This is a genomic window from Modicisalibacter radicis, from assembly GCF_900961225.1.
In the GTDB taxonomy this organism is placed as follows: domain Bacteria; phylum Pseudomonadota; class Gammaproteobacteria; order Pseudomonadales; family Halomonadaceae; genus Modicisalibacter.
Genome location: NZ_CAAHFN010000131.1, coordinates 1 through 25,678, shown reverse-complemented (window position 1 = coordinate 25,678; position 25,678 = coordinate 1). Strand labels below are relative to the sequence as shown.

Sequence of the window (25,678 nt, the reverse complement as noted above, 5' to 3'; positions counted from 1 at the left end):
ACCTGCAAGGATAAAACCATGAATCGTTCAACAGCCGAAGTTCTTCGTGAATATGGCCCCTTCCCCGGCGTCGAGGGCATAAGTGGCGTCACCTATGACGGCCAGCATGTCTGGTTCGCCACCGGAGACAAGCTGAACGCGCTCGATCCGGCGAGCGGGAAGACACTACGCTCGATCGATGTCGTCGCGCATGCGGGTACCGCCTTCGACGGCCAGCATCTGTTTCAGATCGCGGAAGACCGCATCCAGAAGATCGATCCGGAAACCGGCCGTGTCGTCGCCACGATACCGGCCCCCCAAGGCGGCAACTCGGGACTGGCGTGGGCCGAAGGCGCGCTCTGGGTCGGGCAGTATCGGAACAGGAGAATCCAGCAAATCGACCCGCAAACCGGGGAAATTCTTCACACCCTCGAATCCAACCGCTTCGTGACCGGCGTCACCTGGGTCGACGGGGAACTCTGGCATGGCACCTGGGAAGGCGACGAGAGCGAGCTCAGGCACATCGATCCCGGGACGGGAGAGGTCCTGGCGATGCTGGAGATGCCGACCGGCGCGGAGGTCTCGGGGCTCGAGTCCAATGGCGTCGACCAGTTCTTCTTTGGCGGCGGCAACAGCGGGATGGTGCGAAGCGTCCGCCGCCCCCGATAAGACGACTCACGTCGATGGCGTCAGGGGTGGCGTTCGCCACCGCCTGACGGTCGGCCTCATTCGGATGGCTTTTCATCGGCTCTGCCCGCGGTCGACTTAGCCTGGTACATGAGCCTTTTCCCCCAGTTGGCTGCGCAAGCGCTCTTTCGACTGCAGCCGGTGCCAATCCCGCGGGCACGGATGATTCAAGACCTCAGGTGGCGCTCGAAGAAGTCCACCAGGTGGGCGTGGTGCTCATTCTCGGCTTCGCTGCGGGGTATGTGGTCCTCACCCTCGTAGTAATGAACCTCGGGGGCACGACCGTGGGCGCGCAGCCGCGCTTCGAGCCGACGGGTCATCTCCACCGACCAGACTCTGTCAGCCGTTCCATGGCTGAGAAACAGCGGGCCGGCATGACGCTCGATCTCGATCGGCGTGGTGGGCAGCAGCGTTTCGGACGAGCCGCGCCATGTCCAGGCGCGCTGGGCGCCGTCCCAGGCCTGCCAGCCGGGGTCGCCCGCATCGCGAAAGACACGAGCGTCGAAAGCGCCGCAGATCACATCCGGGGGGCTATGGGCGGCCACCGCATCGGCTACACCCGGCAATCCATCGCGAAGCATCAGCGAGGTCAGCAGCAAGGCATGCTCGGCACCCCGGGAGACGCCATAAAGCCCTACCCGGTCACCGACGAAGCGAAAGGCACGCAGGGCATCGAGCGCCTCCACGCTGCGGTCCAGTGGCACCTCGCCGATGCTGCCGGCGTTCCAGGCATTGCCGCCCCGGGAGTAGCCGAACGGAAAGGCCAGGAAGCCGTGCGCCGCCAGGATCACCGCATTGCGGTGGCTCCAGCCCGACCACGCGCCTTCGGAACCATGCAGAATCATGACGCCCGGAAAGGGGCCGTCGCCGGGCGGCCCGTAGGTCGTGCCCCAGTCGGGGATCAACCGTCGGACGATGTTCAATGTCATGCTCGACCTCGCCAGTTCATACGTTGCTGGTTACTCATTCGGATGGCCTTTCATCGGCTCTGTCCGCGGCCGTTGCCGCGCGGTTGCCTGGCGTCTCGCCAAGCGCGACGTCCCGTTCGCTGATGACCGTCACCTCTCTCGGCCACCACTCGGGATGGTCATCGCGGATGAAGGCCATCAGCTTCTCCCGGACATGCATCTCGGCGATCCAGCCGGCGAAGGGGTCCGACGTCATGAGGTAGCAGACGACCGTCTGGGCTCTCTCGGTCTGCCCCGTCACGTAACAACAGAGCTTATGATGCTCGATGACGCTGTCCTCTGCCTGGGCATACTCCAGGAACTTCTCCCTGATGCACTGGATATCGGCACTCAGATGAAGGACCAGCTCCAGGCTCCTGTACTCCTTGGTGCTCTTGACCGACAGGTTCTCGAAGGGCCTCGAGACGAAGTACGTGACCGGCACGATCAGGCGCCGGTCGTTCCAGACCCGCAAGCGGATGAAGGTATAAAAGATACCCTCCACGTAACACCACTGGCCCTCGAACATCACCAGGTCGCCGATGCGTATGGGCTTCGCCAACGACAGCTGAAATGAAGAGAGGATATTGCTGATCACGGCCTGGCCCGCGATCCCCACCAGCACCGTCAGCACACTGGCCGAGGCCAGCAGGGTTATCCCCAGCGTCTCGAAGAGCCGGACCTGGCTCAGCACATAGACCGAAACAGCGGTAACCGCGACCAGGATGATGATCCGCCGCAACGCGTATAGCGTCGTCAGCAACTTGCGCTCGTCCCTGGGCTTGGTGTCATCGATCTGACCCATGAGACGCCGCGTCAGCCTCAGCATGAGGGTATCGACGAGGCGCAGCGCTACCGTACCGGCCCCCCAGGCCAGAATGGCGATCAACAGCACCCGAAACGAGGTGGTCGCCACCGCCGAGAAGGACACCACATAGTCGAGCAGCATCTGGGTGACCAGCGACATGACGATAAGCGCCGTGGGCATCTTGATTCGACCGGCGAAGATGCTGGGTGCGCCGGAAGGCAACCAGCGTGCCGCGACTCCGACCAGCTTGTAGACCCACAGCCCCACCAGACCAACCGCCAGCAGAACCAGCGGAATGGCTATCCATTCCCAGATCTTGAGCACCCCGAACGAGGCCTTGAAGCGCCCCGGGATATACTCCTCCAGCAGGGAAGGGCCGTATTCCTCATAGAGCAACGGGACTGACGAGACACTGTCCGGCATGATCAGCCAGACCGGCTCCTCGTTGCCCTCCCGGTACCGGCCCAGGCGGATGTCGTAGATCTCGCCCTTGGCCGTGAGCGAGGCCAGCTTGATGTTCCGGCGCGGCTCTCCCGCCTGGGGATGCTGGCCCGACGGGTCCTCGATGGCCGCATCCTGGCGCCCGGGAAGGCTGGAAACATTGAGCCACTCGCCGCGTGTGAGCACCTCGGCCAGTTGTCTGGCCAACTGCCCTCCCCGCTTGCGCTGCTCCGCCGGGGTCAGCTCGGAAAGGTTGAGAAAATGGGCCGCCGTGGCGAGGTCGTCCTTTTCGGTGAGTTCCAGAAAGCTCCGGATCGTCTCCCGAGGCGTTGCTCGCTTGACCGCCTCGGGGGGATCGCCCAGTCCCGGGTTCAGCGATTCGACGGTAAACCAGCGCGTCGCCTCGCTCTCTTCGCCCTGCGTTTGCGCCACACACGGGCTGGTAACGGCGAGCGCCACCACGGTCACCAGCCATAGTCGCCATGAGCCATTTTTCTTCATACGTCCCTTACCGATTCAGTGGGTCATCCATGGCATTGTTCGGTCATGAGGCAGCCAGGCTCAGCGCACGCTGCGCGGCAGCGATCTCATGCTGGCTGAACACAGCGATACCCTGCGCCGTTAGCAGGGCAGTCGTGACACCCATGCCAGGCAGCCGACGCCCCGAGAAATCGCCAGCGTAGATTTCGCGACTGCCGCAGGAGGGGCTCTTCTCGGCCAGCACCGCGACACGTATGGCGTGCCGACGGCACAAGGCCAGCGCCATCTCGGCACCTGCCCTGAAAGCCTCGGTCACCTCACCGCCCGTCTCCTCGATCACCCGCGCCCGGCCGGCCAGCACCCTCGTGCCGTCGCCGCCCGCGATCTCGGCGGCGGGTCGAGGAATGCTCATGCCCGCCATCACTTCAGGACACACGGACACCACGCGTCCCTCGCCGATCCAGCGATCGAGAATCTCCGAAGACGCCGTCAGCGACCCGGCGTCATAACGTACGCGACTGCCCAAAAGGCAAGCACTGACCAGCACTTTTTGCATGCAATCTCTCCGCAATCACTATCACCGGACAGCCAGGCCTCCGGCCCGGAACGTTGGCGCACCTATCACTTGCAAGCCCCTCCGCCAGTTGGCTGAACCACGGCCCGCCGGATTCCCGCCACCGGCTCGCTCCGATCCGGGCCACAGGCTTCCCGGGGCAGTGATCGGTCCAGTACAGCGCACCGGGTATCGGCTCGTCCAGTGATTGGCTGCTGGCCGGGGCAAGCGCGTTCAGCAACCGGGGGCGTGGCATCAACGCGCAGGCGCGTACAGCCCACCCCGGATCAGGGCGGCAAGCGCTTTTGCCGCTTCGGCCTCGCTGCAGTTACCGCGCACCATCGCCGCCGAGAGTGCGTCCCCCGCGCCGATCAATCCGATACAGCGTCGTTCGAGTTCGCCATCGGCCAGCCCGCAGTACGGCTTCAACACCGCGGCGAACAGCTGGACGTAGCCGTCGAGCAGCTCCTGATAGACCGCCTCCTTTTCCTCGCTTCCCGCCAGCGCCGCGCCGATGGCGTGCCACTCCCCGCTGGTGTCGGCATGACAGTGGACGTGAGCGGCGGCGAGCATTTCGGCGGTTTCCTCGAGGCTCCGCTCTCCGGCGGTCAGCGCGTCGCGAAGCGCACTCGACTGCTGCGCGTCGATCAGCTTGTAGAGCTCGATCAACAAACCCGAGCGGCTGCCGAAATGATCGTAGGCGACCGGCTTGGAGACCCCGGCACGCGCGGCCAGATGCCCCAGCGTCAAGCGATCCGCCCCCTCTTCCCGGACGATCGCCAGCGCCGTGTCGAGCAGCTGACGCCGACGCTCGGCTCTGGAAAGCCTGCGGGAGGCCGTTTCCCTGGCTGCGTTTCTCATGTCGTTCGTCTCATCTCGTTCGCCACGTTGTCTCTCGATGTTGAAAACCTACTGAAAGTAGCTTATAGCTACCAATGGTAGGTTTCATCCTCAGGGAGGTTCGACCATGTTACAGGATCCCATTCTGCTTCTCGGCGGCTCGGGCATCGTCGGCCGCTGGACGGCTCGATTTCTGCGTACCGCTCATCCCCAGGCACCGCTATTGATCGGCGGTCGCGATCTCGCCAGGGCCGAGCAAGTCGCGGCCGAGATCGGCAATGCCGAGGGCGTAAAGATCGACCTGACTGCCGCCGACCTCGGGCTCGGTGAACGCCCGGTCGGCGCCGTCGCGATCTTTTTCACCGACACGACCACCGCCGCGCTGCGTTTCGCCCAGACGCGCGGCGTGCCCTACCTCAGTATTTCGCCGGCCATTCACGAGGTCGGCCCCGAAGTCGCGGCATACATGCACAAGCCGGATGTTGCGCCGGTCGTGCTCGGCACCGAGTGGCTGGTGGGTGCGACGACGATTCCCACACTCGAATTCGCCAAGTCGTTCAGGCGAGTCGCTACCATTCGCTTGGGGGCAGTTCTCGGCGAACGGGACGAAACCGGGCCTGCCGGGTTTGACGATCTCGAGCGCCAGACACGGACGGTCCCTGCCATTCAAGCACGTCGCAATGACCTCTGGGTCTGGCGTCACGGTGACGATCTCGAGGCTGAGCTGCAGACCATCGACGGCACGACGCTGACCGCCATGGCGCTCTCGCCGCACGATGTCGTGGCGCTCGCGACCGAGACCAGTGCATCCAACGTCGAATTCAATCTGGCGATCAGGGAGGACTCGAAACACGCCGGTGGCGAGCCGATGTCGACCGAGATTCTGATCGAGATCCGCGGCATCGATCTCGATGGCCAGCCTCTCACCACCCGCCATGCGGTCGTTCACCCGCAAGGACAGATGCCGTTGACGGGGCTCGGCGTCGCCCTGGTGCTCGAGCGGCTCACCGGGCTCGACGGCAAGCCGGCTACGCCGCCGGGGCTCTATTTTCCCTGTCAGCTACTGGACTCGCGGTATTATTTTGATCGGTTCCAGCAGGCTGGCGGAGAGATTCTGCAACTCGAGGCATCGTGACGCTTGCGCCGGCGCGACGCCGGGCCTGTTTCGCCTCGCCGGCGCAAGCGGACTCCAGGCTTCGGCCTCTTACTCGATGATCGAGGCGAAGTAATCGTTCACGCGTTTCATTGCCGGCTTGATCAGCGGCGCCGGCCGGTCGCGACGCATCAACGCTTCTTCCCCGGCGTAGCTGTAGGTGATCGCCTGGGCGGCGAGCCAACGCAGCGGCTCGCCCTCCCAGCGCTTGATCAGTTGGCGGTGACTCGCGTCGATGAAGGCCCACGGCATGTGCACCAGTTCGGTATCGCGCCCCAGGATCAGGTCCGCCAGGGTACGCCCGAACAGATGCGAGGCGGCCACGCCTTCGCCGGCATAGCCGCCCGCCGTGGCAAGACCGCTGGCGCGGTCGAAAATCGCATGCGGGCGGAAGTTGCGCGACAGCCCCAGCGAACCACCCCAGCCGTAATCGATCCTGACCCCCTCCAGTGCAGGCAGGAGATCCACCAGCAGGTCGCGCCGCATGCGTATGGCGTCGTCGCTGATCGCCTGGTCGTCCTTGGGCCTGGCGCCGAACCGATAGTTGCCGCGGGCGCCGAAAACGATGCGCCCGTCGGCCGTGCGATGGCCGTAATTGATCAGGCGGCTGGCGTCGGAAAAGGCGAGTCGCTCGGACATGCCGACCGCTTCCCACGTGGCTTGCGAAAGCGGTTCGGTGGCGATGACGAGACTCTGCACCGGAATGACGTGACGCTTGAAGTCATGAAAGCGGTCGGCGTAGCCTTCGGTGGCGCAGACGATCGTCGCCGCCTCGACGCTGCCATCACGGGTTCTCACTTCGTGTCGTCCCAGGGCGGTGGCGCGACTGTGCTCGTGGATCGTCACGCCCAGGCGTTCGACGACCTCGGCCAGGCCGGTGACCAGCCTGCCCGGGTTCACGGTGGCTACCTGGCGATGGTAGATGCCGCCGTAGCCGTCGCGGAAGCGGACCCTCTCCTCGAGCTGCCGGGCGTCGAGCCACATGCAGTCCGCCTCGCTGTGGCCGAGTTCGTGCAGTTGCCGCAGATAGCCCCGCTGGATGGCGATCTGGTCCCGATAGCGAGCCGCCGCATAGATCGCGCCGTCCTTGTTGTAGTCGGCGTCGATCTGCTCGCGCGCCAGCACCCGGCCGATCTCGTCGACATTGTCGGCGACCAGGGCACAGCAGCCACGGCGCTCCTCGCGTGGCAAGCTACCGATATGCCGCTCCAGTCCGGCGAGGTTGCCTATTACCCAGCCACCATTGCGCCCCGAGGCGCCATGACCGACACGCTCGGCCTCGAGCACGACGATCTCCCGCTCGGGAGCAAGGCGCTTCAGGTAGTAAGCGGTCCATAGCCCGGTAAAACCGGCACCGACGATGACGACATCGGCCTGTACATCTTCGGCCAGGCGCGGACGCGATGAGGGCCGTTCGGGCAGCATGGAGGTCCAGAAGTTGCAACTCGCGTCTTCGCGCATGGAGTACCTGCCAAGGTCGGTGATCACATGTATCCCAGCGCCAGGTAACCCGCGGCGGCGATACATCCCGCCAGGGCCGCATAGGGCAACTGGGTAAAGGCATGCTGGAACGGCGTGCAGCCGCTGGCTTGAGCGGTCAGCACCGTGGCATCGGAATAAAAGCACGCGTGGCTGCCGAAGGTGCTGGCGGAGAGCGTGGCGCCTATCACCAGGGTCATGTCGGCGCCCAGGTTCTGGCCCAGCACGGCGACGATCGGCAGAACGATCACGAACACGCCCCAGTTGGAACCAGTGGCGAAGGAGACGAAGCCCATCACGGTAAAGATGATGAACGGCAGCATCTCGGCGCTGACCAGCGGCTCGACCGTGGTTATGACGTAGTCGGCCAGCCCTAGCGAGGTATTCACCTCATTGAACAGAAAGGCGGCGACCAGTACCGCCAGGGCATCCATCATCGACTTGAAGCCTTCCAGGATGTTGTCGAAGGTCTGGCTGGGGGTCAGTTTCCTCAGCCCGATGAAAGCCACGATCATCCCGGCCAGGGTCACGAAGATGCCCATCAGGAAGTCGAGATCGAACCACCAGGTGAAGAAGGCCAGCGAGGCCATGGGCAGCAGGAAGGACCATATGCTGCCTTTAGTCCGGGTGTCCGCTTCGAGGTGGGCGATTTCATCGTCGATGTGTTCTGCACCGGGCGGCACGCACTGGCCCTTCTCCTCGGCACGCCGCTCGGCCTTCTTCATGGGGCCGAATGCGGGAATCCAGCGGAAGATGAAAAGCGGCACCAGGATCACGGCGACCCAGGGATAGAACATGAAAGGGATGGCCTGGATATAGGTCCAGACGCCCTGACCATCCTCCGCGACCCCGTTGGTCTCGAGCAGCGCACCAAAGAAGACCGCCCAGGTCGAGATCGGAATCAGCACGCTGATGGGCGCCGCGGTGGAGTCGATGACGTAGGCCAGCATCTCACGGGATGTCTTGAAGCGGTCGGTGACCTTGCGCATGGAAGTGCCGACGGCCAACGAATTCAGGTAATCGTCGACGAACAGGATGATGCCCATTATCCAGCAGCCCAGCAGCGCGCGGGGCTTGCTGGTGGTATAGCGCATCAGCTTGTCGGCGAAGGCCCGGGAGGAACCGGACTTGAGCAGTAACGCGATGATACTGCCCATCAGGCCGCAGACCATGATGACCCAGGCGACATCTTCATCGGTCATCACCGTGAGCAGATCCTCGGTGAGGCTGCTCAAGGCATTGCCGGGGTCGATCATCAAGGTACCGATGAAGGCCCCCAGGACCAGGGGTTCGAGGGCGCGTCGCGTCCACAGCGCGAGTATCAGAACGATCGCCGTGGGCAGCAGGACCAGAAAATTGTCATATTCCATCGTGTTTCACCTTAGTGAATTGTTGTTGTGCACTGTGTGAATGACGGGGAAGAGCTGCTATCTCAGCTTCTCGAGCAGCTGGTAATACCACATGCCGGTGGCCAGCAGGGCATTGCCCAGCCGCTCGTTGAGCGGAACGCGGATATGGCGGACCTTGGCGAAGGCATCGAACTCCTCGAGGCTGCCGGCCACGGCGTTGGCCATGATCTCGCCGACGATGTGCGAGGTGGCGATGCCGTGGCCGGAGTAGCCCTGGGCGTAGTAGACGTTGTCGGAGAGCTTGCCGAGCTGGGGAACCCGGTTGATGACGATGCCCGCCATGCCCTGCCACTGAAAATCGATGGCGATGTTCTTCAACCGAGGGAAGGTGTGCGCCAGGCGCGGGCGCAGCTCAGAAGCGATGTCCTCCGAATCGCGGCCCGAGTAGTTGGCGCCGCCGCCGAACAGCAGTCGCTTGTCGGCGGTCAGGCGGTAGTAGTCGAGCACGAAGCGAGTGTCGTAGACGGCCAGGTCCTCCGGGTTGATTGCCTGGACCTGCTCGTCCGACAGCGGAGCGGTGGTGACGATGCCCAGCGATGCCGGAAACAACTTGCCCTTCAGCTGCTTGCGCTCGAGGCGGTGATAGGCGTTGCCGGCGAGGATCACGCTGTCCGCCCTGACGCGGCCATGCTCGCCGATCACGGCGGGGCGTTCGCCGTGATCGATGCGCACCACCGGCGAGCGCTCGAAGATCAGCGCGCCCTGGCTTGCCGCGGCACGCGCCTCGCCGAGACACAGGTTCAGCGGGTGCAGGTGCATGTTGTAATCGTTGCGGATCGCGCCGTGGTAGAGCCCGGTGCCGATCACGTCGCGCACCGCGTCCCCGTCCAGCCAATGGATGTGCTCGCCGATGGCATGGCGCTTGGACTCCTCGAAATCCTGGCGCAACGCCTTGATGTGGCCGGGCTTGTAGGCTGCCTGCAGGTGGCCGTGCTTGAGATCGCAGGCAATGGCGTACTTCGCGACGCGTTCGCGGATGATTCGATGGCCCCGCCAGCGCAGGTTCCAGACGAAGTCGCCGGCGGCGTCGCCCAGCGTGCGCGGCATCTGCCGGGCCATGGCGTCCTGCCCGGAGAGGCTGCCGGTGACCTGGCCGCCGTTGCGCCCGCTGGCGCCCCAGCCGATCTTGTGAGCCTCGACGACGGCGACGCGGTAGCCGCGCTCGGCCAGCTCCACCGCGGTGGCCACGCCGGTGAAGCCGCCGCCGACGATCGCCACGTCGACCCGGTGCTCGCCTTCCAGGCGCGGATAGTCGGACTCCTCGACGATCGACGCGGCATAGTAGGAAGCGCAGCGTGCCTGGTTCATGTCTTCTCCTTAGAACCGAGTGAGATAGATCTGGCGATCGATGTCGGTGACCATGGCCAACGTGCGCTGGGCCTCGTGTCGCTTCACCTTGGCGTAGAGATCGCGATACTCGGCGCCGAAGATGTCGGCCATGGCCGGCGAGACGGCGAAGCGCTCGATGGCGGCGAGCCAGTCGTGGGTGAGGCACTCGGGACGCTGCGGCGAGCTGGCTTCGTCCTCGATGGCGGGCGGCGGCACGATGCGTTGCTCGAGCCCCTGCAGGACACCGCCGAGCAGTGCCGCGGCAACCAGGTAGGGGTTGGCGTCGGCGCCGGCCACGCGATGTTCCAGTCGCGCGCCGGAACCGCGCCATTCCGGTACGCGCACCGCCGCGCCGCGATGGTCGCGGCCCCAGTTGCACTCGATCGGTGCGAAGCAGTCCGGCTGAAAGCGCCGATAGGAATTGGCGTGTGGGGCGAGGATCGCCTGGGCATCGAGCAGACTGCTCATCACGCCCCCGATGGCGGTCTCGAGATGCCCGGCGCCGTTGGCTTCGTCCAGGACGTTGTTCCCGGCATCGTCGATCACGCTGATATGCAGGTGCATGCCAGACCCCGCCTGCTCGGTGTAGGGCTTGGCCATGAAAGTGCTGGCCAGTCCGTGGCGCTTGGCGGCCTGAGCCACCAGGCGCTTGAAGCAGAGCGCATCGTCGGCGGCGGCCAGGGCATCCGGGCGGTGCCACAGATTGACCTCATACTGACCGGGGCCGAACTCGGCGATCAAGGTGTCCGCCGGTATCTGCTGGGCCTCGGCAAAGGCGCGGATGGTGCCGAGCACCTCGCTCAGCGATTCCATCGCGTCCATTTCATAGAGTTGCTGCCCCCGGGGCACGCCACCAGGACACAGCGAGGCAGGCGGCATGAGTCTCAGTGCCTGCCGTTCACTGGCGTCGAGCAGGTAGAACTCCAGCTCGATGGCGACCACCGGCGTCCAGCCGTGCTTGCGGAATCGCTCGGTCACGGCGCTCAGGATGGCACGCGGATCCATGAAACTCGGTGTGCCGTCCAGGTCGTGCAGGGTGGCGAGAACCTGATGACCGTTGGCCCACGGTAGCGGGGACAAGGTGCGCTCGTCTGCGCGGCAGACGCCATCCGGGTCGCCGATGGACTGCGATAGCCCGGTGAGGGCATCGTTGTCCTCGCCCCAGATATCCAGCGACTGGGTCGAAAGCGGCAGGCGAACCTGCCCGGCCAGCACCTTGTCGAGCTGCGCGGCGGGTACCCACTTGCCGCGCGGGATGCCGTTCATGTCGACACAGAGCACGTCGATCCGCTGACTGGCAGCGTGTCCGTTGAGGCGCTCGGCATCGTGAACGGCATGCGAGGGTGAAGGTTGCGACATGGATCGCTCTCGCTATTGTATTGTTAGGAGTCAGTGTGATCACACGCGTGTGATCACACTAGCAAAGGCCTGCAATGCTCACAAGGCGTCGTGATCGCGTGGCTGAGTTAGGATAGGCTGCCTAGCCAGCACCGCTGACCCGCAACAAGCGAAATGACAATGGCCAACGGCATGACCACAGCAGTGACCGCCCATCGCGATGCGTTTTCGCCCGACACCGCTTCGACCCGCCTGCACCGGGCCTTGCGCGTGCGGTTATGCGAGGGAGACTTCTCGCCCGGCGAGGTGATCTCGATCCGGCGTATAGCCGCGGAATACGGCACCAGTGCCATGCCGGCACGGGAGGCAGTGCGCTGGCTGGTCACGGAGGGAGCACTGGTGTTCTCCGACAGCCGCAAGATCATCGTCCCCGAGTTGAGCCGCGAGCGCTTCCACGAAGTGCTGTATGCGCGCCAGAACCTGGAAACCGAAATCTCGCGCCAGGCATTCGTCAACATCGCCGCTGCCGATATCGAGGCCCTGGAGCGAATCGACGCCGGGATCAACGCCGCCATCGAACAGGGCGATCTCGTGCGTTACATGCGCGGCAACTACCAGTTCCACTTCCATATCTACCGCCTCAGCCACTCGCGGGTGCTGTTGCCGCTGGTCGAGATCCTCTGGCTGCAGTACGGGCCAAGCATGCGCTACATCTGCATGCGCTGGGGAGCGTCGAGCATCGCCGACGATCATCATCGCGAAGTGACCGAGGCGCTCAAACGCGACGATCGCGAGGCTTTCTGTCGGGCGATCGCTGCCGATATCGAACAAGGCATGATGCTGCTGGGATAGCGCGTACTTCCGCAAGCCTGCTTCCGCAAGAAAGTGGCTCGGAGCGCATGCCGGTCCACTGGCCGATACATTGCAGGCACCAGCGCCTGGAGCGAATCGCACGGCACTTTGTTGGATGCTCAACGCGTCGACTACACTCCAGCCGAATGGACCGCCAGGAGAAGACCCCAGCCACCCCGGCGGCGCGTCTTCGCTTGATCAGCAAAAGGAGCTTGCCATGGTCGCCACTGCCGAACGACCGGCTCGGAGCGGGCAGAATCCATTTCATGGCCTACTACTCGCCGGAGCCTTCCCGCTCTTTCTGGGCGCCGCGTTGAGCGATTACGCCTACTCGACGAGTTACAACGTCCAGTGGAGCCATTTCGCCTCCTGGCTGATCGCCGGCGGCCTCGTCTTCAACGGCTTCGCACTGATAGCCGCTCTCATCGGAATATTCCGCCCCGCCGCTAGCCGCGGTCTTGCCGTCGCCTATTTCGTGCTGCTGCTGGTGACCTGGATACTGAGCTTCGTCAATGCCCTGGTTCATGCCAGGGATGCCTGGGGCATGATGCCCACGGGTTTCGTGCTCTCGATGGTCGTTGCGGTACTCGCGTTTGCCGCGATCTGGATCGGGTTTGCCAGCCGTGAAACCGGAGGTCGGAAATGAAGCTTTCCAGCATCCGTCATGCCGCCTCTCTCTCGAGCCTGTCGATTGTTCTGGCCGCCGGAATCGCCCAAGCCGCCGAGTCGCAACGCCAGTACGGGGCCGACCCGACCCTGCCCGAGCCGCAGCGAGGGCTGCTGCCCGACATGACGGTGCCCGAGCCGGCGCCATGGGGCGACCGGAAACCGACGGTGCCCGACGGCTTCACGATCACGGCCATCGCCACCGACCTGAAGATACCGCGCCAGACACTGGTGCTGCCCAACGGCGACATCCTGGTGGCCGAAGGCAAAGGCGGCGGCAATGCCCCGAAATCCAGGCCGAAGGACTTCATTGCCGGCATTATCCAGTCGCAAGGCAGCGCCTCGGTCGAGAGCGGCGATCGCTTGACCCTGCTGCGCGACAGCAACGATGACGGCACCTATGAGAATCAGCTGGTTTTCGCCGACAACTTGAACGCGCCGTACGGGCTCGCCCTGGTGGACGACGCTCTGTATGTCGCCAATCAGGATGCGCTGGTGCAGTTCGACTACCAGCGGGGCCAGACCCAGGCCAGTGGCCCGCCGGAGGTGGTCGCGCAGCTCCCCTCGCGGATCAACCACCACTGGACCAAGTCGCTGACCGCGAGCGCCGACGGGCAATTTCTCTATGTCGGCATCGGTTCCAACAGCAACATCACCGAGCGCGGCATGGCGGCGGAGGTCGACCGGGCCGAGATCTGGCAGATCGACGCCGAGACCGGCGCGCACAAGCCTTACGCGACCGGTCTGCGCAACCCCACGGCGCTGACCATCCAGCCGGACACGGATCAGCTCTGGACGGTGGTCAACGAGCGCGACGAACTTGGACCGAACCTGGTCCCCGACTACCTCACCGCCGTGCAGGAAGGCGGTTTCTACGGCTGGCCCTATAGTTACTGGGGGCAGCATGTCGACCCGCGCGTGCGTCCGCAGAAACCCGAAAAGGTGGCGTCGGCGATCATGCCCGACTACAGCCTGAGTTCGCACGTCGCCCCGCTCGGCCTCGACTTCGCCACACCCGCCGTGGGCGGCGACTTCACGGAAGGTGTGTTCATCGGCGAGCATGGCAGCTGGAACCGCTCCGATCCCGTCGGCTACAAGGTCGTCTTCGTGCCTTTCAGCAACGGCCGACCTGACGGCGATCCCATCGATTTCGTGACCGGATTTCTCACCAGCGACAGCAGAACGCGCGGCCGGCCCGTCGGCGTTACCGTCGCCCCGGACGGCGCCGTCATCATCGCCGACGATCTTGCCAACACCATCTGGCGAGTGACGCGGGAGGGCGAGCAGTGAATTGCATGGCGTGAAGCGAACAGCGAGATGACGCGCCGCGTCATCTCGCTGGCTTGGCGCAGAAGCCGATGAGGGCGTTCGAGGCAGTAACGCTACCGAGCCTGTAGTGAATCGGGCAGCGTCAGCATACCCTTCAGGTAAGGCGCAACACGCCCCTTGATGATGACGCGTTCACCTTTCACCGTGCAGCTGAGCGCGCCCTTGCGCGCACCGCCCGAGCCCGCTTGTTGAATGACACCGGATCAGTCCCGGGCGGCACCCTGCCTATCCTGTATTCCGGCGCTTCACTTCAGCAATGGAAATGCGCGATCACCGCCATGATCATGATGCAGTACCCCGAGGCCAACCGCCGGCCCGGCTCGCGACGATGACGGTTTTTACGGCACATCCCCGGCGTTAGCCGGTAAACTGGCTTCGACTTCGAAAGAGACCGCAGAATGACGATCACCAAGCAAGCCGAACTGGACGGGCTGAAGGAAATCGGCCGTATCGTCGCCAACACCATGCGCGCCATGGCGAAGGCGATGGAGCCCGGCATGACGACGCGGGAGCTGGATGAGATCGGCAAGGCGCTACTGGAGCGTGAGGGCGCCGTGTCGGCGCCGCAATCCTGCTACGGCTTTCCGGGAACGACCTGCATCAGCGTCAACGAGCAGATCGCCCACGGCATCCCGGGCGAGAGAGTCATCGCGCCGGGCGACCTAGTCAACATCGACGTATCGGCCTCGAAGAACGGCTATTTCGCGGATACCGGGTCTACCTATCGTGTCGCGCCGGTGGATCCCGCGCTGGAGCGTCTCTGCCATGACGGCAAGCGCGCCATGCAGATCGGCATTGCCAGGGTCGGCAGCGACAAGCCGCTGGCGGGCATCGGCAAGGCCATCGGGCGCTTTGCCTCGGAGCGGGGCTACACGCTGATCCGCAATCTCGCCAGCCACGGTGTGGGTCGATCGCTGCACGAATATCCCCAAGAGATCGCGACCTGGCCCACCCGGGGCGACAAGCGGCGTATCAACAAGGGGCTCGTGCTGACCGTCGAGCCGTTCCTGTCCAGGGGCGGGCTCCGGGCCGCCGAAGGGGATGACGGATGGACACTCTACAGCGAGCCCCGTGCCCCCGTCGTGCAGTATGAGCACACGGTCGTCGCCACGGAGCGCAGGGCCATCGTCGTTACACTGCCGGGGTGATCCCCCTCCGTTCGCCTGGAAGCCAATCACTGGCATGTCGAGCCGAGCGACCAGGAATCGCGTCGGTATCCCTCACTTCACGAGTCGTAGCACCGAGCGGAATGCCGGGTGCTCGCTATGCCGCATCCATTCGAAGATAACCATTTCACTCGTCACCACCGTGGCACCGGCGGCCCCGGCTCTAGCGATTGCCAGCTCCCGGTCCGACGAGCGCCGTGAGCCAACGGCATCTGCCACCAGCCGGACGCGGTAGCCGTGCTCGATTAGCCCGAGTGCGGTCTGCAGTACGCAGACATGGGCTTCACAACCCGCAACGATCAGCTCGTCCCGATGCGGCTCGATATTGGACAAGAAGCCGGGCTGGCTGCTGGCATCGAAGCAGGTCTTGGCCAGCGTGCGATCGCTCGTCTGACGAATCCGGGGATGGTTCGCGCCCAGGCCTTCGGGATTCTGTTCGGTCGCCAGGACGGGTACGCCCAGTTCTCTCCCCGCCCTGGCGAGAATCACCGCTCGCTCGACGACGGCCTCGCCCTCTTGGATAACCGGCAACAGCCCTTCCTGAAAGTCGACGAGGATTAGCACGGAGCGCGCAGCATCGCATAACGTTGGCATATCGTTTCCGGTTCGTTTTCGGATGGGCTAGAGGGAGCAGGCTGCCAAGGACAAATAGCCTGCATATTGAAATCGTTCAACCACCGCGGGCCGGTGACTCCAGACAGCGGCTGGTCGCCCGGTATCAGGCCATGACGACGATCGACAAACTGCACGTGCCATTCTGGCAGTGCATGCTAGGTCGCTGCCCCCTTTCCATTCGACACCCGGAACCTCAGCCCCGGCTCGGCCCGTTCGGCCGCCAGCAGCCAGCCATGCGCCGAAGCGATCTCCTGGCAAATCGACAGGCCGAGTCCGGCCCCGATATCTCGCCGATGCGCGGCACGCCAGAACCGCTCGGACAACAGGGGAAGTTGTGCGACATCAACACCCGGCCCCCTGTCCCGCACCGTTATCGTCTCGCCCTGGATCTCCACGCAGACCGATGTCTTGGCCGGCGCATGCTGAATGGCGTTTTCCAGCAGGTTCTTCAGCAGGGTGAAGCAGGCGGCGCGATCGGCCCTCCACTTCACGTCCCCGACAGCGCGCACCGTCAGGTGCACGTCGGCTGATTCGGCCATGCGCTGCAGGTAGGCGGCAGCCTCGTGGGCGATCTCCTGCACCGAAACGACGGCAAAGCTATAGTTGTGCGCCTCGCTCGCTTCGGCCAGGAGCAGAAGCTGCTGAACCTGCCGCGTCATGTATTCGACGTCGCTCAACAGCGAGTCGCGGTCGTTCCCGGCATCCTCTCTCAACTCGATCTGGGCACGGATCAACGCCAGTGGCGTCTTCAATTCGTGTGCCGCGTTGGCAAGAAACTCCTGCTGCACGCGATAGCCCCGTTCGAGATGCTCCAGGGCGCGATTGAAGCTGTCGACGAGCGGCGTGATCTCCGCGGGCACCGCGTCCGTCTTCAGTCGGGCGTTGATCGAACGCGGCGAGATGGCCGCCGCGGACTCCGAGACGTCGCGCAACGGCTTGAGGGTATAGCGCAGGGTGATATAGGCACACAACCCGAAGGCGACGAACAAGACGACGCTGAACACCGCCACGCCAGCGACCACCTGCGGCAAGGCCACGATATAGACGACATCCAGGAACCTCGCACTGACCGCGAATTGCAGATACCACCTTCGCCCCTCATGCGCGAGGGGCTGTGTGGCGCCGTAGTAGGTCTTTCCCTCATGCTCGAAGGTGAAGTTGCCCCGCGCCAATCGCTGAGGATCGCCGTCGACCGGCCAGAACGCCTCTCCTGCGCTCGAAAAGACGGCCACGTTCCCGGCGTCATCCAGTATCCGATAGGCCGTTTCACTCTGCGGGCCTTCGTACAGCCAGGCGCGGTCGTTCATGCTGGCGTCGAAGCCGACGGGCCGACCGCGACTGTCGAACTGGACATTGTCCACCAGCCCCTCGGCCGCATCGGCCAGGTCCATCCGCGCCAGCAAGTTGCTCTGCAGCAACGCAGTCGCCGCGATCACGAGCAGCGTGATGCTGAGCACCAGGCCCGCCACATAGGCCAGCAGGACCTTGAATCGCAGACTATTCAGTGGCATCACCTTCGCGAAGCGCATACCCCAGCCCTCTGACGTTGACGATCCGCTGGCGCGATCCGATGGCGAGCAGCTTGCGACGTAGTCGATGCAGGGCCACGTCCAGGGCGTTGGGCGTGACCGCCTCGCTCAGCCCCCAGGCCGCCGCTTCCAGCGCGCCGCGCCGCACGACCTCATCGTGCTTGTGCAAGAGCAGTTGCATGATGTGCAGTTCCGCCGGGGCCAGGGTGACGCTCTCTTCGCCGCTGCACAGCACGCCGGTCTCGGAACGCAGCGTCAGGTCGTCGTGACTGGGATCGAGCGCGTGGAGTGCCACGGGGCGGCGCAGCAAGGCCCGCACGCGCGCTACCATCTCGTCCATGGCGAACGGCTTGGGCAGATAGTCGTCGGCGCCGGCTTCGAGGCCCGCCACGCGGTCATGCAGCGCATCGCGTGCCGTCAGCACCAGGCACGGCACGCCAAGACCGGCGTGGCGCATCTTCTGCAGCAGGATGAGGCCGTCACCGTCCGGCAACCCTCGATCTAGGATCAAGCCCTGATAGGGCATCTGCTGGATGGCCGCCCAGGCGGTGTCGATGCGGCCGGCCACATCGACGGCGATGCCGGCGGCCGCCAGCCCCTTGCACACCAGCCCGGCCAGCCGGTCATGGTCCTCGATCAGAAGTACTCGGCTCATCAGAAACTGTAGATATAGCCAACGAACACGGCGTTGGTGGTCGAGCGATCCACCAGCGGGCTGTCCTTGATTTCGTCAGCGAGGCTCGTCACCTCGACATCCATGAGCACGGCATGGCGGCTATTGAACCGATAGGCGCCACGCACGCCCAGCTCGGTGCTGACGCCGGACTCTCCCGAGTAGGCGGGACGGCCAGCGCGGGCCTCGCTGTCGCGTACCCCGAAATAATAGTCAATGTACTTATCGTCATGCCAAGTAGCCCCTAGGCGCGGAGTGAGCATCACGTGTTCACCGAATTGCCACGTCCTCTCCAGGCCAAGATCGAAGCGCTGTCCGTCGCTGTTGCCGGAGACGTCGGCGAGCCATTCGGCGCTGACCTCGAACAGCTCGCTTTCCCACTCCATCTTGGCGCCCGCCCAGAAGCCACCATCGCGATCGCTCATGTCATCGAGGATATCGGCGTCGCCCTCCTCGTAGCCGCTTTCATCGTACTCGGCGACGATGCCGAAGTTGAGCGCTTGGGAGTCATTGATATCGACACTCGGCAGCTTGAATTCGATCTGCGGGCCGAACAGATGGATGTAGCGGTTCTCGACCTCGAGCAACGGTACCGGGGTGTTTTCCCGATCGATATCGGTGTAAGGCTCCTGCTCGCTCATCACGCCGAGGCCCAGCGCCCAGGATGTCGACCCGTCCTCGGCCGGCTCCCCGGCGAAGGTCGTCATCGGTGCGCAGAGCCCGACGGCAAGCATTGATACGGCCGCCTTGCGCGAGGCGGAACCAGGGAAGATCGAGGCAGGCAGGTACGATAGAGGCATGAGGTTTTCTCGCATGATGTTGAAAGATACAGCTCCACTTTCGCAGCCGCCCTCTTACTGGGAACTTACCGAAAGTCTATCGATCGCTGCGAGCTGCCGGTAAGTCTTCCGCAAGACGCATTGCCGGATAGTCCCGTCCCATGAGAGACGAGGACACCGCATGATTTCATACCCCGGTTTCATTCCCGTTGCCTTCTTGTCCCGCCGGTGCTCGGCAATGCTGCGTGACAAGCAGGGAGCGCAATGATGAGTAGACTACGCGCATTCGCGGCCGCCGTGGTGATCGCTGCGATCCTGTTCGTCGCTGTCGCATGGACTCTGCATGCCACCCGCGACGCCGCAGGTGAAGAGCAGGCCACAGCGACGGTCACGCAGCCCGCCCTGAGCGTGGCGGTCACGACACTACGCCCCGCCACGCTGCCGATCCGGCTACCCGCCAATGGCAACATCATGGCCTGGCAGGAGGCCATCATCGGCAACGAGACGGACGGCCTGCGTCTGGCCAGCGTCGAGGTCAACGTCGGCGATGTCGTCCGGCGCGGCCAGGTGCTTGCCACTTTCGCATCCGACATGGTCAGCGCCGAACTCGCGCGGAGCCGCGCCGCCGTCGCCGAGGCCGAGGCTGCACTGGCCGAAGCCAGGGAGAACGCACAGCGCGCCCGCAAGTTGCAGGCGAGCGGCGCGATGACGGCGCAGCAGATCCAACAATACCTCACCTCGGAGCGCACCGCGCAGGCACGCCTGGAGGCAGCGCAGGCGGACGAAAGGACGCAGCAGCTGCGCATGGCCCAGACCCAGGTTCTCGCCCCCGACGATGGCGTGATTTCGTCCCGCAGTGCCACGCTCGGCGCGGTGCTTCCCGCCGGTCAGGAACTGTTCCGACTGGTCCGGGGTGGCCGGCTCGAATGGCGCGCGGAAGTCGCAGCGTCCGACCTCGCCAAGCTGCAACCCGGTCAGGTCGCCAGGCTCACCCTGCCGGGAGGCGGCGAGTTGGAGGGGCGTGTACGCACGATCGCTCCGCTCGTGGACGTATCCACCCGGAACGGCACGGTCTATGTCGATCTACCGGCAAGCGACGTCGCTCGGGCGGGCATGTTCGCACGCGGTGAGTTCGAACTCGGCACAAGCCGGGCCATGACCCTGCCGCAAAGCGCGGTGCTGCTGCGTGACGGCTTCAGCTACGTGATGCGTCTCGGCACGGACTCCCGGGTCGTACAGACCAAGGTGACGACGGGCCGGCGTGTGGGAGAGCGCATCGAGATCGCCGGCGGCATCGAGGCGTCGGCTCCAGTGGTCGCCTCCGGAGGCGCCTTCCTCGGCGATGGCGATCTGGTTCGCGTGGTCGAGGATCCATCATCGCTGGATGCCATGAACCGAGCAGAGGAAACGCCATGAACCTCAACGTTTCCGCCTGGTCGATCCGCAATCCCACCCCGGTCGTGCTGCTGTTCATCGTGCTCACATTCGCCGGCCTGATGGCCTTTCACACGATGAAGATCCAGGAATTCCCCGACGTCGAGATACCCGCAGTCAGCGTGACGGTTTCGCTACCCGGCGCCTCGCCCGCGCAGCTCGAAACCGATGTGGTGCGCAGGATCGAGGATTCGATCGCGACGATGCAGGGGGTCGATCACATCACGAGCACCCTGACCGACGGCAACGCGATCGTCACGGTCGAGTTTCGCCTCGAGAAGCCGCTGCAGGAGGCCCTCGACGACGTTCGCGACGCCGTCGCCCGCGTACGCGCCGACCTTCCGGCCGACCTGCGCGACCCGGTGATCGAGAAGGTGGAATTCTCCGGCAGGCCGATCCTGACCTATACGGTCGCCTCGTCGCGCATGGACGACGAGGCGCTATCGTGGTTCGTCGACGACACGCTCAGCCGGACCCTGCTCGCGGTCCCTGGCGTCGGCGCCGTCTCGCGGGTCGGCGGCGTCACCCGCGAGGTGCATATCGATCTCGATCCGGCGCGGGTGTTCTCACTGGGCACGACGGCGGCGGACATCTCGCAACAGCTGAGCCAGGTGCAGCAGGAGGCGTCGGGCGGGCGTGTCGATCTCGGCGATGCCGAGCATTCCGTGCGCACGATCGCCACCGTGCAGACCGCCGAGCAATTGGCCGATCTCGACATCACCCTGGGCGACGGCCGAAGCATCAAGCTCGGCCGGGTGGCCGCCGTCTCCGACACGGTCGCCGAACCACGTTCGGCCGCACTCCTGAACGGCGAACCGGTGGTCGGCTTCGAGATCGCGCGTGCGCGGGGTTTCGGCGAGATCGAGGTCGCCGAAGGGGCGCGCGCCGCGCTCGATGAGCTGAAGGCAAGGCACCCCGACGTCACCGTCACCGAGGCGCTCAACCTCGTCGACCCCGTCGTCGAGAACTACCAGGGCTCGATGTGGCTGCTCTACGAGGGGGCGGCGCTGGCGGTGTTGGTGGTGTTCCTGTTCCTGCGCGACTGGCGGGCGACCTTCGTGGCGGCGGTCGCGTTGCCGCTGTCGGCGATCCCCACCTTCGCGGCGATGTACCTGATGGGCTTCACGATCAACATCGTGACGCTGCTGTCGCTGTCACTGGTGATCGGCATCCTGGTCGACGACGCCATCGTCGAGGTCGAGAACATCGAGCGCCACCTGCTGATGGGCAAGAGGCCCTACCAGGCGGCGATGGATGCCGCCGCCGAGATAGGCCTGGCGGTCGTCGCGACCACCTTCGCGTTGATCGCGGTGTTCCTGCCGACGGCGTTCATGAGCGGCATCGTCGGCAAGTTCTTCGTGCAGTTCGGCTGGACGGCGGCGACCGCGGTGTTCTTCTCGCTGGTCGTCGCCCGCCTGCTGACGCCGATGATGGCGGCCTACCTGCTGCGTGCGCCGAAGCCGCACGCCAAGCGCGAGCCGCGCTGGATGAGTGTCTACCTGGCGGGGGCGCGCTGGTGCCTGCGCCATCGCCTGCTGGTGATCGTCGGCTCCTCGGCTTTCTTCGTCGGCGGGCTGGCGATCGCCGCGACGCTTCCCGGTGCCTTCATTCCCCCCGAAGACAATTCGCAAACCCAGGTGACCCTCACGCTGCCGCCCGGCAGCAAGCTGCGCGACACGCTCTCGCTCACCGAACGGGCGCGGAACATTCTCCAGCACCACGAGCACGTGAAAAGGGTCTACACGGCGATCGGCGCGGGCAACTCAGGCGACGATCCGACCGAGTCGGCGGGCGCTTCAGGCGCTGATGTCCGCACCGCCGTGCTGACGATAAACCTGACCCACCGCGACGACCGCCCGGGCTTGAAAAGACAGGCGATCGAGGCACAGTTCCGCGATGAGCTTGCAACGCTGCCCGGCGTGCGCGTGAACGTCGGCGAGGGCGACTCGAGCGAGAATTATGAGCTGGTACTCGCCGGCGAAGACAGCCGAATACTCGAGCAGCATGCGCAGCGGGTGGAGCGCGAATTGCGCACGATTCCCGGCATCGGCGCGGTCATCTCGAGCGCGGGCCTGGCACGCCCCGAACTTCTCGTGCGGCCCGATTTCGCGCGCGCCGCCGACCTGGGCGTCACCTCGGCGGCGATCGCCGAAACACTGCGCGTCGCCACGCTGGGCGACTACGACCAGGATCTCGCCAAGCTCAACCTGAGCGAGCGCCAGGTGCCCATCGTCGTCAGGCTCGCCGATGCCGCCCGCGAGGACCTTCAGACGCTCAAGCAGCTCCCGGTACCCGGTGCGCGTGGAGCGGTACCGCTGGAGAACGTCGCCACCCTCGAAATCGGCAGCGGCCCTTCGCAGATCACGCGATACGACCGCATGCGCAACATCAACTTCGAGGTCGAATTGAACGGCCGGGAGCTGGGTGAGGTGGAACAGGCGGCACTCGCGCTGCCCAGTCTGCAGATACTGCCGCCGGGGGTGACGCGGGCATCGAGCGGTGACGCCGAAGAGATGGACGAGCTCGCGTCCGGCTTCGGCCTGGCGATGCTGACCGGCGTGCTGTGCATCTACATGGTGCTGGTGCTGCTGCTGAAGGACTTCGTCCAGCCAGCGACCATTCTGGCCGCGCTGGTGTTCTCGGTCCCGGGCGCCTTCCTGGCACTGTTCGTCACGGGCTCGGCGCTGTCGATGCCCTCGATGATCGGGCTGATCATGCTGATGGGCATTGCGACCAAGAACTCGATCCTGCTGATCGACTACATCGTCATCGCCCGCCGCGATCATGGCTTGGCGCGCCGGGACGCGATCATCGACGCCTGCCGCAAGCGCGCCCGCCCGATCGTGATGACGACCATCGCCATGGGCGCCGGCATGCTGCCGATCGCGCTCGGCTGGGGCGCCGACCCCAGCTTCCGCGCGCCGATGGCGATCGTCGTGATCGGCGGCCTGCTCACCTCGACGTTGCTGAGCCTGCTCGTGATCCCGGTGGTGTATAGCTACGTGGATGACATCGTGCAATGGACTGTCCGGCACTTTGGCAGCAAGCATCCGGTACCCAGCCGAGCAGATAGTCCGCTTCGATGAACACCGTTTTACGGCGCTCTTGACGCTGTAGAGTGGATTTTGCAAAGAGGAAGAAGAGCCAGCGCATCATCCCTGCCCGCCGCCACGCCTGCTTCATACACCGACAGCCGCCTCGGCGGTCAGCAGGCGTTTCAGCCGCGCGACATCCTGCTTCGGCGGCATGCCGTGTATCCGGGCATAATCGCGGCTGAGTTGCGAGGGACTCTCGTAGCCCACACGAAACCCGGCCTCGGCGGCGCTCAGCCCTTCGCTCAGCATGAGCCGGCGGACTTCCTGAAAGCGCAGGTGATTGCGGAACTGGAGCGGGGTCATCATCGTCGTCTGGCGAAACTGATCATGGAAGGACGACAGGCTCATGCCCACTCGCCCCGCCAGGTCCTCGACGGAAAACGGCTCGTGAAAATGCTCCGCGAGATACTGGATGGCGTCGCGCATTCGCGAAAGCCGGCTTTCGACGACGGCGATCTGGCGCAGGATGGCGCCCTGCGGCCCGTTCAGCAGACGATGCAGGATCTCGCGCTCGATCAGCGGCGCCAAGGCGCCGATATCGTCGGGCGTATCCAGCAATCGCAGCATCCGAACGGCCGCATCGATCAGCTCCGGCGTCGCCGGGGCGATCGAGATCGGCGGGCCGGAACGCTCCCCCTGCTGGCCGGGCAGCATGTCGACGAGCACGCTTCGGTCCAGCTGCAGCTTGAAGCAGAGATAGGGCGCATTCGCGCTCGCTTCGATGACGGCCCCGATGACCGGCAGATCGACGCCCACGATGAGGTATTCGCAGGCCCGGTAAAGATATTCGACACCCGCGAGACAGGCACGCTTGCGCCCCTGCGCGACAAGACAGATGGACGGGTCGTACAGCGTGTGCAATGGCGTGGTCGGGGCGCTGGAGCGCAAGAGCGCGACCCGTGGAACAGGTGTCGCGGTCACCCCGTCAGCCGATGCATGACGCTCGATGAGGCCGGAAAGTTCGTGAAGATCCTGCATGGCGCAATCCTTTTTCAGGCCGCTGTGCTTTTCCACCCCCGGGTAGACGGCTTGGAGAATCGTGCAAGAAATCCGGAAACACGGACTACTGCCGGCCCCTCCTTTCCTCCGATAGTGATGTCTGCGGCTTAATCAAGGGCCGCCGACCTCGACACACGGAATGGAGACTATACGATGCTTTCCGACAAAGTGATTCTGATCACGGGCGCCTCCAGCGGTATCGGCGCGGGTATCGCACGCGAACTGGGTGGCGCGGGGGCCAGGGTCATGCTGGGTGCCCGACGCATGGACCGGCTTCGTGACCTTGCCGCGGAGATCGAGGCAAGCGGCGGCATCGCCCTCGCCCGCGCCCTCGACGTTACCGACCGCGACAGTGTCCGTGCCTTCGCCGACGCCGCCCGCAAGGCCTGGGGGCGCGTCGACGTCATCGTCAACAACGCGGGCATCATGCCGCTGTCTCTCATGAGCTCGATGAAGGTCGACGAATGGGACCGGATGGTCAACGTCAACATCAAGGGCGTGTTGAACGGCATCGCCGCCGTGCTGCCCGAGATGAACGAACGGGGCGCGGGCCACATCATCAACATCGCCTCTGTCGGCGCCTTGAGCGTCGTGCCGACGGCAGCCGTCTATTGCGCCACGAAATTCGCCGTCCGTGCGATTTCCGACGGCCTGCGGCAGGAAAACGACAAGCTCCGGGTCACCTGCATCCACCCCGGCGTGGTGGAGAGCGAACTCGCCTCGACGATTACCGATCCGGTCGCCGCCGAGGCGATGAACACCTATCGGGCCATCGCCCTGAAGCCCGACGCGATCGCGCGCGCCATTCGCTACGCGATCGAACAGCCCCGGGATGTCGACGTGAACGAGATCGTCGTTCGCCCTAGCGCCAGCAGCACTTGAGCTGACGGCGGGCATGCCCCGCCGCCAGGGCCGGACAGCCGGGTCAGCGCGGCAACATCTGCAGCGCCGCTTGCAACGAGGCCCGTTCGCGCTCGGCGTAGAGTTCGAGCTCATCATGGACCTTGCCTTGCAAGGCCGCCTCCAGGGCGCCGCGGTTCGCGTTGCCCGCGTAGGCGTCGTTGCCGCCACCGCCGAGGTTCGACTGGAAGATGCCCG

Annotated in this window: 22 protein-coding genes; 9 read left to right on the top strand and 13 right to left on the bottom strand. The window is 64.9% G+C overall.

Annotation, left to right across the window (positions count from 1 at the left end):
• Nucleotides 1-18: 18 nt before the first annotated feature.
• Nucleotides 19-648, top strand: coding sequence for a Vgb family protein (locus HR9077_RS20175; protein ID WP_136069094.1), 630 nt, complete (start codon nucleotides 19-21; stop codon nucleotides 646-648).
• Between the two features lie 185 nt (nucleotides 649-833).
• Here the strand turns inward: HR9077_RS20175 and HR9077_RS20170 are convergent, their stop codons facing one another.
• From HR9077_RS20170 to HR9077_RS20155, 4 genes are all read right to left on the bottom strand, one after another.
• Nucleotides 834-1,595 carry an alpha/beta hydrolase family protein gene (locus HR9077_RS20170; RefSeq protein ID WP_136069093.1) on the bottom strand — a complete coding sequence of 254 codons (762 nt, stop codon included), beginning with the start codon at nucleotides 1,593-1,595 and terminating at the stop codon, nucleotides 834-836.
• Between the two features lie 34 nt (nucleotides 1,596-1,629).
• The gene (locus tag HR9077_RS20165) at nucleotides 1,630-3,363 is read right to left on the bottom strand and encodes a mechanosensitive ion channel family protein (RefSeq protein WP_136069092.1); all 1,734 of its coding nucleotides are present in this window, start codon (nucleotides 3,361-3,363) and stop codon (nucleotides 1,630-1,632) included.
• 43 nt (nucleotides 3,364-3,406) lie between these two features.
• Nucleotides 3,407-3,898 (bottom strand): 2-thiouracil desulfurase family protein, encoded by a 492-nt coding sequence (locus HR9077_RS20160; RefSeq protein ID WP_136069091.1) that lies wholly within the window; start codon nucleotides 3,896-3,898, stop codon nucleotides 3,407-3,409.
• Between the two features lie 252 nt (nucleotides 3,899-4,150).
• Nucleotides 4,151-4,756 (bottom strand): TetR/AcrR family transcriptional regulator, encoded by a 606-nt coding sequence (locus HR9077_RS20155; protein WP_136069090.1) that lies wholly within the window; start codon nucleotides 4,754-4,756, stop codon nucleotides 4,151-4,153.
• Between the two features lie 106 nt (nucleotides 4,757-4,862).
• Here HR9077_RS20155 and HR9077_RS20150 point away from each other — a divergent pair, with 106 nt between their 5' ends.
• The gene (locus HR9077_RS20150) at nucleotides 4,863-5,870 is read left to right on the top strand and encodes an NAD(P)-dependent oxidoreductase (RefSeq protein ID WP_136069089.1); all 1,008 of its coding nucleotides are present in this window, start codon (nucleotides 4,863-4,865) and stop codon (nucleotides 5,868-5,870) included.
• 69 nt (nucleotides 5,871-5,939) lie between these two features.
• Here the strand turns inward: HR9077_RS20150 and HR9077_RS20145 are convergent, their stop codons facing one another.
• The 4 genes from HR9077_RS20145 to HR9077_RS20130 are packed head-to-tail and all read right to left on the bottom strand — an operon-like array spanning nucleotide 5,940 to nucleotide 11,464.
• The gene (locus HR9077_RS20145) at nucleotides 5,940-7,349 is read right to left on the bottom strand and encodes an NAD(P)/FAD-dependent oxidoreductase (protein ID WP_136069088.1); all 1,410 of its coding nucleotides are present in this window, start codon (nucleotides 7,347-7,349) and stop codon (nucleotides 5,940-5,942) included.
• A gap of 23 nt (nucleotides 7,350-7,372) precedes the next feature.
• Nucleotides 7,373-8,737: a Na+/H+ antiporter NhaC family protein gene (locus HR9077_RS20140; protein ID WP_136069087.1), complete on the bottom strand. Its 1,365-nt coding sequence runs from the start codon at nucleotides 8,735-8,737 to the stop codon at nucleotides 7,373-7,375.
• Nucleotides 8,738-8,794: 57 nt separating this feature from the next.
• Nucleotides 8,795-10,084 carry an NAD(P)/FAD-dependent oxidoreductase gene (locus HR9077_RS20135; protein ID WP_136069086.1) on the bottom strand — a complete coding sequence of 430 codons (1,290 nt, stop codon included), beginning with the start codon at nucleotides 10,082-10,084 and terminating at the stop codon, nucleotides 8,795-8,797.
• A 9-nt stretch (nucleotides 10,085-10,093) separates the two neighbouring features.
• Nucleotides 10,094-11,464 carry a glutamine synthetase family protein gene (locus HR9077_RS20130; RefSeq protein WP_136069085.1) on the bottom strand — a complete coding sequence of 457 codons (1,371 nt, stop codon included), beginning with the start codon at nucleotides 11,462-11,464 and terminating at the stop codon, nucleotides 10,094-10,096.
• Between the two features lie 171 nt (nucleotides 11,465-11,635).
• Here HR9077_RS20130 and HR9077_RS20125 point away from each other — a divergent pair, with 171 nt between their 5' ends.
• The 4 genes from HR9077_RS20125 (at nucleotide 11,636) to map (ending at nucleotide 15,438) form a co-directional block, all read left to right on the top strand.
• A complete protein-coding gene (locus HR9077_RS20125) occupies nucleotides 11,636-12,295 on the top strand; it encodes a GntR family transcriptional regulator (protein ID WP_168381008.1) in 660 nt (219 codons plus the stop codon).
• A 217-nt stretch (nucleotides 12,296-12,512) separates the two neighbouring features.
• Nucleotides 12,513-12,941, top strand: coding sequence for a DUF2231 domain-containing protein (locus tag HR9077_RS20120; RefSeq protein ID WP_136069083.1), 429 nt, complete (start codon nucleotides 12,513-12,515; stop codon nucleotides 12,939-12,941).
• The gene (locus HR9077_RS20115; protein ID WP_136069082.1) at nucleotides 12,938-14,251 is read left to right on the top strand and encodes a PQQ-dependent sugar dehydrogenase; all 1,314 of its coding nucleotides are present in this window, start codon (nucleotides 12,938-12,940) and stop codon (nucleotides 14,249-14,251) included. The genes HR9077_RS20120 and HR9077_RS20115 overlap by 4 nt, the downstream gene beginning before the upstream one ends.
• Nucleotides 14,252-14,688: 437 nt before the next feature.
• Nucleotides 14,689-15,438 carry a type I methionyl aminopeptidase gene (gene map / locus HR9077_RS20105; RefSeq protein WP_136069081.1) on the top strand — a complete coding sequence of 250 codons (750 nt, stop codon included), beginning with the start codon at nucleotides 14,689-14,691 and terminating at the stop codon, nucleotides 15,436-15,438.
• A 72-nt stretch (nucleotides 15,439-15,510) separates the two neighbouring features.
• Here map and HR9077_RS20100 read toward each other — a convergent pair whose 3' ends face one another.
• The 4 genes from HR9077_RS20100 to HR9077_RS20085 all read right to left on the bottom strand — a co-directional run bounded on the left by HR9077_RS20100 (nucleotide 15,511) and on the right by HR9077_RS20085 (nucleotide 19,073).
• Nucleotides 15,511-16,050 carry an isochorismatase family protein gene (locus HR9077_RS20100; protein ID WP_136069080.1) on the bottom strand — a complete coding sequence of 180 codons (540 nt, stop codon included), beginning with the start codon at nucleotides 16,048-16,050 and terminating at the stop codon, nucleotides 15,511-15,513.
• Between the two features lie 176 nt (nucleotides 16,051-16,226).
• A complete protein-coding gene (locus HR9077_RS20095; RefSeq protein WP_136069079.1) occupies nucleotides 16,227-17,600 on the bottom strand; it encodes a sensor histidine kinase in 1,374 nt (457 codons plus the stop codon).
• Complete coding sequence (locus tag HR9077_RS20090) at nucleotides 17,569-18,255, bottom strand: response regulator transcription factor (RefSeq protein WP_136069078.1); 687 nt, start codon at nucleotides 18,253-18,255, stop codon at nucleotides 17,569-17,571. Before HR9077_RS20090 ends, HR9077_RS20095 begins: the two co-directional genes overlap by 32 nt.
• Nucleotides 18,255-19,073 (bottom strand): MipA/OmpV family protein, encoded by an 819-nt coding sequence (locus HR9077_RS20085; protein WP_136069077.1) that lies wholly within the window; start codon nucleotides 19,071-19,073, stop codon nucleotides 18,255-18,257. The genes HR9077_RS20090 and HR9077_RS20085 overlap by 1 nt, the downstream gene beginning before the upstream one ends.
• Nucleotides 19,074-19,319: 246 nt before the next feature.
• Here HR9077_RS20085 and HR9077_RS20080 point away from each other — a divergent pair, with 246 nt between their 5' ends.
• Nucleotides 19,320-20,468: an efflux RND transporter periplasmic adaptor subunit gene (locus HR9077_RS20080; protein ID WP_210725990.1), complete on the top strand. Its 1,149-nt coding sequence runs from the start codon at nucleotides 19,320-19,322 to the stop codon at nucleotides 20,466-20,468.
• Nucleotides 20,465-23,572, top strand: a complete 3,108-nt coding sequence (locus tag HR9077_RS20075) for an efflux RND transporter permease subunit (protein ID WP_136069075.1) — start codon at nucleotides 20,465-20,467, stop codon at nucleotides 23,570-23,572. The genes HR9077_RS20080 and HR9077_RS20075 overlap by 4 nt, the downstream gene beginning before the upstream one ends.
• 93 nt (nucleotides 23,573-23,665) lie before the next feature.
• Here HR9077_RS20075 and HR9077_RS20070 read toward each other — a convergent pair whose 3' ends face one another.
• Nucleotides 23,666-24,559 carry an AraC family transcriptional regulator gene (locus tag HR9077_RS20070; protein WP_136069074.1) on the bottom strand — a complete coding sequence of 298 codons (894 nt, stop codon included), beginning with the start codon at nucleotides 24,557-24,559 and terminating at the stop codon, nucleotides 23,666-23,668.
• A gap of 174 nt (nucleotides 24,560-24,733) precedes the next feature.
• Here HR9077_RS20070 and HR9077_RS20065 point away from each other — a divergent pair, with 174 nt between their 5' ends.
• On the top strand, nucleotides 24,734-25,462 hold the full coding sequence (locus HR9077_RS20065; RefSeq protein ID WP_136069073.1) for an SDR family oxidoreductase: 729 nt from the start codon (nucleotides 24,734-24,736) through the stop codon (nucleotides 25,460-25,462).
• Nucleotides 25,463-25,678: the final 216 nt, after the last annotated feature.